Source organism: Pseudomonas sp. GM84 (genome assembly GCF_000282535.1).
GTDB lineage: Bacteria > Pseudomonadota > Gammaproteobacteria > Pseudomonadales > Pseudomonadaceae > Aquipseudomonas.
Map to the genome: position 1 here is coordinate 1 of NZ_AKJC01000169.1, position 8,053 is coordinate 8,053.

9 protein-coding genes and 1 tRNA gene are annotated in these 8,053 nt (G+C 64.1%); 7 read left to right on the top strand and 3 right to left on the bottom strand.

Going from position 1 to position 8,053, the window contains the following annotated elements; all coding sequences use genetic code 11:
* Positions 1 to 150: 150 nt before the first annotated feature.
* The 3 genes from PMI38_RS14330 (at position 151) to PMI38_RS14340 (ending at position 2,163) form a co-directional block, all read left to right on the top strand.
* Positions 151 to 939 carry a hypothetical protein gene (locus PMI38_RS14330; protein ID WP_008095184.1) on the top strand — a complete coding sequence of 263 codons (789 nt, stop codon included), beginning with the start codon at positions 151 to 153 and terminating at the stop codon, positions 937 to 939.
* Positions 936 to 1,391, top strand: coding sequence for a ribosomal protein S18-alanine N-acetyltransferase (gene rimI / locus PMI38_RS14335; protein ID WP_008095185.1), 456 nt, complete (start codon positions 936 to 938; stop codon positions 1,389 to 1,391). Before PMI38_RS14330 ends, rimI begins: the two co-directional genes overlap by 4 nt.
* Positions 1,392 to 1,581: 190 nt before the next feature.
* Complete coding sequence (locus tag PMI38_RS14340; RefSeq protein ID WP_008095187.1) at positions 1,582 to 2,163, top strand: D-Ala-D-Ala carboxypeptidase family metallohydrolase; 582 nt, start codon at positions 1,582 to 1,584, stop codon at positions 2,161 to 2,163.
* On the opposite strand, the gene PMI38_RS14345 is transcribed toward PMI38_RS14340, so the two are convergent.
* Positions 2,103 to 3,017 carry a LysR substrate-binding domain-containing protein gene (locus PMI38_RS14345; RefSeq protein ID WP_008095189.1) on the bottom strand — a complete coding sequence of 305 codons (915 nt, stop codon included), beginning with the start codon at positions 3,015 to 3,017 and terminating at the stop codon, positions 2,103 to 2,105. The genes PMI38_RS14340 and PMI38_RS14345 overlap by 61 nt on opposite strands.
* A 227-nt stretch (positions 3,018 to 3,244) precedes the next feature.
* Between PMI38_RS14345 and PMI38_RS14350 the strand changes: the two genes are divergently transcribed.
* Positions 3,245 to 3,856, top strand: a complete 612-nt coding sequence (locus PMI38_RS14350; RefSeq protein ID WP_008095191.1) for a LysE family translocator — start codon at positions 3,245 to 3,247, stop codon at positions 3,854 to 3,856.
* A gap of 69 nt (positions 3,857 to 3,925) precedes the next feature.
* Here the strand turns inward: PMI38_RS14350 and PMI38_RS14355 are convergent.
* Both PMI38_RS14355 and PMI38_RS14360 read right to left on the bottom strand, forming a co-directional pair.
* Positions 3,926 to 4,002, bottom strand: a tRNA-Met gene (locus PMI38_RS14355).
* Positions 4,003 to 4,096: 94 nt separating this feature from the next.
* Positions 4,097 to 5,029 (bottom strand): FecR family protein, encoded by a 933-nt coding sequence (locus tag PMI38_RS14360; RefSeq protein WP_008095192.1) that lies wholly within the window; start codon positions 5,027 to 5,029, stop codon positions 4,097 to 4,099.
* 182 nt (positions 5,030 to 5,211) lie between these two features.
* Between PMI38_RS14360 and PMI38_RS14365 the strand changes: the two genes are divergently transcribed.
* The 3 genes from PMI38_RS14365 (at position 5,212) to PMI38_RS14370 (ending at position 8,024) form a co-directional block, all read left to right on the top strand.
* The gene (locus tag PMI38_RS14365) at positions 5,212 to 6,423 is read left to right on the top strand and encodes an MFS transporter (RefSeq protein WP_008095194.1); all 1,212 of its coding nucleotides are present in this window, start codon (positions 5,212 to 5,214) and stop codon (positions 6,421 to 6,423) included.
* Positions 6,424 to 6,624: 201 nt separating this feature from the next.
* Positions 6,625 to 6,768 (top strand): hypothetical protein, encoded by a 144-nt coding sequence (locus PMI38_RS27285; RefSeq protein WP_177324912.1) that lies wholly within the window; start codon positions 6,625 to 6,627, stop codon positions 6,766 to 6,768.
* 86 nt (positions 6,769 to 6,854) lie between these two features.
* Positions 6,855 to 8,024: an MFS transporter gene (locus PMI38_RS14370; RefSeq protein ID WP_008095196.1), complete on the top strand. Its 1,170-nt coding sequence runs from the start codon at positions 6,855 to 6,857 to the stop codon at positions 8,022 to 8,024.
* Positions 8,025 to 8,053 lie beyond the last annotated feature (29 nt).

Sequence of the window (8,053 nt, forward strand, 5' to 3'; positions counted from 1 at the left end):
CTCCCACAGGTACACCACCGAGCCCTGTGGGAGCCGGCTTGCCGGCGATGACGCCAGTGAAGACAACAACTTTCTGCCGACCAGTTGCGGCGCTCGCTGGCCAACAGCGTTAGAATGCCCGATTGATTTAGCCCCCCGGATACCCGTGCCTTGCTGACCGAGTCCCGCCGCCGCGCCTACCTATCCGCCATGCAAGTGGTGCATTGGCTGCCGCGCGCCGAACTGCCGTTCGCCGCACCGTCGCGCCCCGAGCTGCTGTTGCCGCAGGTTCCGGTCGAGGAAGCCGAATTCGAGGTCAGGCCCTCCGCTCCGGCTGCCAACGAGGCACCGGCTGCACCCCAGGCCCGCTCCGGCGAACGCCCGAAAATCGAAATTCCGCGCCCAGGCAGCACGCCCAAGCCGGTTGCCAAGCCGGTCGAGGCTGAGCAAGAGGCCCCCGCGCCACGGCCAGCACCGGTGCCGCCCCCACGCTTCTCGTTGCAGCTGCTGCGTGCCGGCAGTTGCCTGTTGCTGGTGGAGCTGGCCACCGCGCAGCCGTTCCAGAGCCGCGACCCGTCCTACCTGCTGCTCAAGGACATGCTGCGCGCCGCCGGCCTGCCCGACGCACCGCAGATCATCGGCGAGCCGGTGCGCTGGCCGCTGCTGGTGCGCGGCAACATGGACCAGGGCCCCGGCGCCGCGCGTGATTTCGTCCAGGGCTTTATCCAGGCGCGCCTGGAGGAAGCACCCTGCAGCTGCCTGTGGCTGATCGGCCTGCCGGCCCTGCGCTTCGCCGCCGGTGTCGAGGACGAAGCCTATTACCAAGTACTGAAGCTCGACGGCCTGGGCGACGCCTGGGCCTTGCCGGGCCTTGAACTGTTGATGGACGAGCCGCAGCGCAAGGCGGACGTCTGGAAAGCGATGCGCCAGCTGATGGCGCGCTGGAAGAGCGTTGAATGAGTGAATCGATCAGTTTCCGCCCGATGACCGAGGCGGATCTGGATGCCGTGCTTAAGATCGAATATGCCGCGTTCAGCCATCCCTGGACCCGCGGCATCTTCCAGGATGCGCTCAAGTCCTACGAAGTGTGGCTGATGTTCGATGGCCAGCAGCAGGTTGGGCATGGCGTGATCAATGTGATCATCGACGAGGCGCACTTGCTCAATATCACCGTCAAGCCCGAGAACCAGGGGTGTGGCCTGGGGCTGCGCTTGCTCGAACACCTGATGGCGCGTGCTTATCAGCTCAATGGGCGGGAGTGCTTCCTGGAAGTGCGGGCCAGTAACCAGTCGGCGTATCGGTTGTATGAGCGCTATGGTTTCAATGAGATCGGACGGCGGCGTGACTACTATCCTGTTGCGGGCGGGCGCGAGGATGCGCTGGTGATGGCGTGTACGTTGCTCGAAGACTGACCTTGGGTTGACTGTGCGGGCCCTTTCGCGGGGCAAGCCCGCTCCCACCAGATAGAGCGCTAATTTCCTGTGGGAGCGGGCTTGCCCCGCGAAAGGGCCCGCACAGGCAGTCTTCTTGTTCATGCTTAACTTCTTGTCAGCAGGCGCCAGGGTTGGCGGCCGCGCTCATGGTGGAGCAGGGGGAGCAGGAATGAGAAGTGCAAGAGGATGGCTGATAGCAGTGGCGTTGCTCACGGGGGCGGCACAGGCCGATGAGCGGGACCTGTGGATGTTCGCCCAATGGGCCGGGGACCATCAGACTCGGCCTTTTCGCGAGATGCTGGTAGATGCTCGGCTGTATGGCGTGGTGCCCATTCACCAGTTGCTGCGCTCGGCGTCCGACTGGAAGCTGTGTCGGGCCTCGCCGTTCGCCGTGCCGCCTTCCACCAACTGGCCTGCAGTACGGTCCACGCTGGCGCTGATCAAGACCCTCGACACGCAAGGCATCCTGCGCCAGTTCGAAGTGGTGTCGGCCTACCGCGACCCAAGCCTCAACCGCTGCGCCGGTGGTGCCGTGGCCAGCGCCCACACCCGCGCCTTTGCAGTCGATATCCTGCTGCCGGGCTGGGCCGACCCCAATCCGTTGTGCCGCTTCTGGCAGCAATACGGGCAGGACTGGAACATGGGCCTGGGGCGCTACCCGAGCGGGCGCATCCATATCGACACAGCGGGCTATCGGACCTGGGGGGGTGATGGCAGTCCCGGGTCGTCGTTCTGCAGCAAGCCTAGGTGAGCGAGGCAGGCCTGGCTTTCGCTTATCACCCACTCGGCGAAGCGTTGGCGCTTGCCGCCGTCGCTGAGGGGCTGCGGACTGAGTAGGTGGTACGCAGAACCGTCACGCAGGAAGTCGAACGGTGCCTGCAACTGCCCGTTGTCGAGTTCGTCGCACACCATCAGTGCCGAGGCGATGGCCAGGCCCAGCCCAGCGCTGGCGGCCTGGAGCGACAGGTAGAAATGCTCATAGTCGCTGCGCTCGCTGTGCCGCGCGGGCTGGCCGCTCAGGCGCTGCCACGTGGGCCATGCGCTTGGTCGCGTACTGCTGTGCAGCAGGCGCTGGCCATCGAGCGATGTACGGGCATCGCTACCGACCGGGCCGATCCATTCATCACAGATCTTCAGGCTGTGCAGCGCCGGCGGCCAGTGGAAGTCATCGCGTCTTAGCGCCAGGTCGACGCCACTGCGCGCGAAATCCACGGGCCCGCCAGCGGCCACCAGGTGCAGTTGCAGGTCCGGGTGAGCGGCATGGAAGCGCGGCAGGCGCGGGATCAGCCAGCGCATGGCGATGGTCGGCTCGCAGGACAGTACCAGTACGTTATCGCGCTCCTGCTGTTGCAGGCGCTGCACGGCGCCTTCGAGCTGTTCGAAGATCGCCTGGGTGGTGCCGTGCAGGGCGCGGCCGGCGGCGGTGAGGTAGATGGCGCGGTTGCGCCTTTCGAACAGTTCGATGCCCAGGCTTTCCTCCAGCTGGCGCACCTGGCGGCTGACGGCGCCGTGGGTGACATGCAGGCGCTCGGCGGCGCGCACGAAGCTTTCGGTTTCGGCGGCGATGTCGAAGTAGCGGAAGGCGGTGAGTGGGGGCAGTTTCATGGGGTCCTGTTTCGTCAGTGCTGGCCTCATCGCCGGCAAGCCGGCTCCCACAGGGCTCGGTGGGGTACCTGTGGGAGCTGGCTTGCCAGCGATAGGGTCAGCACCAACAACGCATTTCTGTGAGAAAACCTAGCGAATCTGCCTCACTATAAATCGATTTTCCCTGGAATGTACGCCCTCGATAATAAGCGCCTCTGTGCATTTTCATCGCCTATCGAGGATCCCCCGTGACCGAACTGCTCGCCGTTGCCCTGTTCACCCTCCTGGCCGTCATCAGCCCCGGCGCCGATTTCGCCATGGTCACCCGCAGCAGTTATGCACAGGGCCGCAAGGCCGGCCTGGCGGCTGCGGTGGGGATTGCCCTGGGCGTACAGGTGCATGTGCTGTACACGGTGCTGGGCATTGCGCTGATCATCAGCCAGAGCCCAGCGCTGTTCCTGGGCATGAAGGTGCTCGGGGCCGGCTACCTGATCTACCTGGGTTACCAATCGCTGACCAACACGGCTCGCATCAACCTGGAGGGCAAGCCGTCAGGTTCGAGCCTGCTGGCCGTGTTGCGCACGGGCTTCCTGACCAACGCCCTCAACCCCAAGACCATGCTCTTCGTGATCAGCGCCTATACCCAGGTGGTACAGCCGGGCAGTCCGCTGGCGCTGGATTTTGCCTACGGTGCATTCATGTCGTTCGCCCACTGGGCCTGGTTCAGTCTGGTAGCGGTGTTCTTTTCGAGTGCGGGGCTGCGCAAGGCGATGATCGAGCGACAGCAGGTAGTCGACCGCGTGATCGGTGTGGCGCTGATCGGGCTGGGTCTGGCTGTAGTGGTGGCGGGCGTACGTTGAGGGGAGGGCGCTGAGCTTTTATGCAGGCAAAAGAAAAGGGCTTACCTTGCGGTAAGCCCTTTTCAAGTTTGGTGGCTACACAGGGACTTGAACCCCGGACCCCAGCATTATGAATGCTATGCTCTAACCAACTGAGCTATGTAGCCAATGGCGCGCATTATTCCCTTGTGATGCCCCTGTGTCAACACTCATTTCAAAAAAAATTTGCACGCTTTCAAAAACTTAGCCGCCAAGCGCGGTTTAGGGCACGATCAGCCACTGGCCGAGCACGTCGTATAGCTGCAGTTGCTGCCCGGCAGCCAGCGCCTGGAGGGTTTCGCCGGGGCGGTCGAGGTTGAAATCGCCGCTCACGCGCCGATAAGCGGTTTGTTCGTCCATCATCCACACACGCCGCCCCTGGTAACTGGCCAAGCGCTCGATGACCTCGCCCAAGGGCATGTCCCTGGCGCGCAGCTGGCCCATGCGCCAGGCGTCCGCTGCTTTTACATCGGCCTTGTGCACCGGTTCGATCCGCGCCTCATTGAACGTCACGCGTTCACCGGCCGCCACCAGGCGCTGGTCAGCGCCCTGAACGATCATCGCTTTACCGTTGAACACCACCAGTTCGTCATGCCCGGCATGGCGTGCCACCATCAGCCGTGTGCCGAACACCTGGATGCGCGCATCGTCTACCTGCACCTCCAGGGCGCGGCCATCGAGCTTCACCTCCAGGTACACCTGGCCCTGCACCAGCTGCAGCACCCTGGTACGCGCGCGCAGGTCGACATTCATCGCGCTGGCGCTGTCCAGGTGCAAGGTCGAGCCGTCGGCCAGGCGCACGCTGCGACGTTCGCCGGCGTCGGTATACAGTTCGCTGCCCAGGCGCTGCATGAGCGGCCAGTAAAGATAGGCTAGGGCACCCAACAGCAGCAGGAACAGCAAGGCCAGACCCAGGCCTCGGCGGCTGCGTTTTATATTGGGCTGCTGCGGTCGTGGTCGCGCGGGGGAAGGCTGCAGTTGCTGCCAGCAGGCCTCGAGTTCGGCATAGGCGTGGGCATTGCGCGGGTCCTGGCACCAGCGGCCGAACGCCTGACGTTCGCGTTCATCGCAGCCAGGTTGGCGCAAGCGTGAGAACCATTCCAGAGCTTCCTGCTGGGGATCGGCCTGAATCTGCGTGACGGGCATCGGGCTCATCGGTCGGTGTGCTCGCGTGAGGGCGGTTTCGCCCAACGATTACGGGGGGAAGTGGTGCAAAGATGCTAATTGTATTGAGAACCATTTACAAGTACGCAGCGGCCGAGGGATAAAAAAGGTAGCTATGTATCTATTTGTTTCCTGATAATCGGATCCCAAACCTGCGGACGGAACTCAAGCTCATGGCCATCAGCAGCACCTCCACCGCCAGCACCGGTTCGGCGAGCCAAGCCAACCCGCTGGTGATGCGCATCATCACCTTCTGCGCCCTGGCGCACCTGATCAACGACCTTATCCAGTCGGTGCTGCCGGCGATCTACCCGATGCTCAAGGCCAACTACAACTTGAGCTTTGCCCAGATCGGCCTGATCACCCTGACCTTCCAGATCACCGCTTCGCTGCTGCAGCCCTGGGTCGGCTTTTTCACCGACCGTCGGCCGGCGCCGAATCTTCTGCCGCTCGGCACCCTGTGTACCCTGGTGGGCATCGTCATGCTGGCCTTCGTCGGCAGCTTCCCGATGATCCTGTTGGCTTCGGCACTGGTGGGCATTGGTTCGTCGACCTTCCACCCGGAGACTTCGCGCATTGCACGCCTGGCCTCGGGCGGGCGCTTTGGTCTGGCGCAGTCGACCTTCCAGGTGGGTGGCAACGCCGGTTCCGCGTTCGGCCCCTTGCTGGCGGCCGCCATCGTCATCCCGTTCGGCCAGACCCACGTGGCCTGGTTCGGCGTTGCCGGGCTGCTGTTCTTCGCCGTCACCCTGATGCTGCGCCGCTGGTACAAGGAACACCTCAACCAGGCCAAGGCGCGCAAGGCCGTGCAGGCCACCCATGGCATTTCGCGCCAGCGGGTGATCGCGGCGTTGATCGTGCTGGGTCTGCTGGTGTTCTCCAAGTACTTCTACATGGCCAGCTTCACCAGCTACTTCACCTTCTACCTGATCGAGAAGTTCGACCTGTCGGTGGCCAGCTCGCAGCTGCACCTGTTCCTGTTCCTTGGCGCGGTGGCCGCAGGCACGTTCTTCGGTGGGCCCATCGGTGACCGCATCGGGCGCAAGGCGGTGATCTGGTTCTCGATCCTTGGCGTGGCGCCATTCACCCTGGCATTGCCCTATGCCGACCTGTTCTGGACCACCGTGCTCAGCGTGGTGATCGGCTTCATCCTGGCGTCGGCGTTCTCGGCGATCGTGGTGTATGCGCAGGAGCTGGTGCCGGGTAGCGTGGGGATGATTGCCGGGATCTTCTTCGGGCTGATGTTCGGCTTTGGTGGGATTGGCGCGGCGTTGCTGGGTTACCTGGCGGACTTGCGGGGGATCGAGTACGTGTATGGGCTGTGCTCGTTCCTGCCATTGTTCGGGTTGTTGGCGGTGTTTCTGCCCAATACCAGCAAGCGTTGAGATTGTCGGGTCCGCTGCGCGGCCCATTCGCGGGACGAGCCCGCTCCCACAGATGCAGTGCTGAACCTCAATTGAGCAGGGCTCTTGTGGGAGCGGGCTCGTCCCGCGAATGGGCCGCACAGCGGCCCCCAGCAATTGACGACTCAACCCGGCTGGCCTAGAGTGCCGCCTCTTTTTCCACACCTGCGTAGTCTCAAAGCAATGCGCCGTACCCAGAGCCTCCCCCACGCCCGTCAGCCTGTCCTCCAGGCGATGCGTCGCGCGTGGCCGAGCGACACGGTGCTCAAGCGTCGACGCAGCGTGCTGTTCGCCTTCACCTTCTCGCCACACCTTGCCCTGAACTGACCCCGCGCCTCTGCGTCGTCCGCCCTTGCGGCGTGCGCGTGGGCGCCTGTATCTGCGCGTCTTTTCAGTTTTGCTTGGAGTGGTACATGAACATGCGTTTGCTGGTGGGCCTTCTGTTCGCCGTTTCGGTCGTCGGCTTCAGTTTGGGAGCCAGCCTGCCACTGGTGTCGTTGCGCTTGCATGAAGCCGGCGCCGGGACCCTGGAAATCGGCATCATCTCGGCCATTCCCGCCGCAGGCATGATGCTTTCGGCCTTCATGGTCGACGCCTGCTGCCGCCTGCTGACCCGGCGCACCATCTACCTGCTGTGCTTCAGCCTGTGCACCGTCAGCATCGCGTTGCTCGAATCGGCGTTCGATTCCCTCTGGCTGCTGGCCGTGCTGCGCCTGGGCCTGGGCATCGGCATGGGCATCGCCATCATTCTCGGCGAGTCCTGGGTCAACGAACTGTGCCCGGACCATAACCGCGGCAAGATCATGGCGCTGTATGCGACCAGTTTCACCGGCTTCCAGGTGCTCGGCCCGGCGCTGTTGGCGCTGCTCGGTGCCAACAGCCCGTGGATCACCGGTGTGGTGACGGTCTGCTATGGCCTGGCCTTGCTGTGCATCCTGCTGACCGTGCCCAACGACCATGTCGAACATGGCGAGGAAGGCGAGAAGAGCTTTGGCCTGGCCGGTTTCTTCCGGGTCGCGCCGGCGCTGTGCGTGGCGGTGCTGTTCTTCTCGTTCTTCGATGCGGTGGTGCTGTCGCTGCTGCCGGTGTATGCCACCAGCCATGGGATTGCCGTTGGCGTGGCGGCGTTGATGGTGACGGTGGTGTTCGCCGGTGACATGGTCTTCCAGATGCCGCTGGGCTGGCTGGCCGACCGCGTCGAACGGACGGGGCTGCACCTGGTGTGCGGGCTGGTGGCGATGGCGATCGGGATCGCCTTGCCATGGCTGCTGCACATGAACTGGCTGCTGTGGCCTCTGTTGGTCGTGCTTGGCGCGGTGGCGGGGGGGATCTACACCCTGGCGCTGGTGTTGATCGGGCAACGTTTCAAGGGCCAGGACCTGGTGACGGCCAATGCCAGCGTCGGCTTGCTGTGGGGCGTCGGCAGCCTGGTCGGGCCGTTGGTCAGTGGGGCGGCGATGGATGTGGCGCCGCACGGGTTGCCGATGGCGCTGGCGATCATGGCCGGGCTGTTCGTGTGTTTTGCCCGGCAGTCGTATCGGCGGGTGGGCAAGTTGCGGGCGGTGGCGGACCTGGGGGAGTGATGTGGGCAGTGCGGGCCCTATCGCCGGCA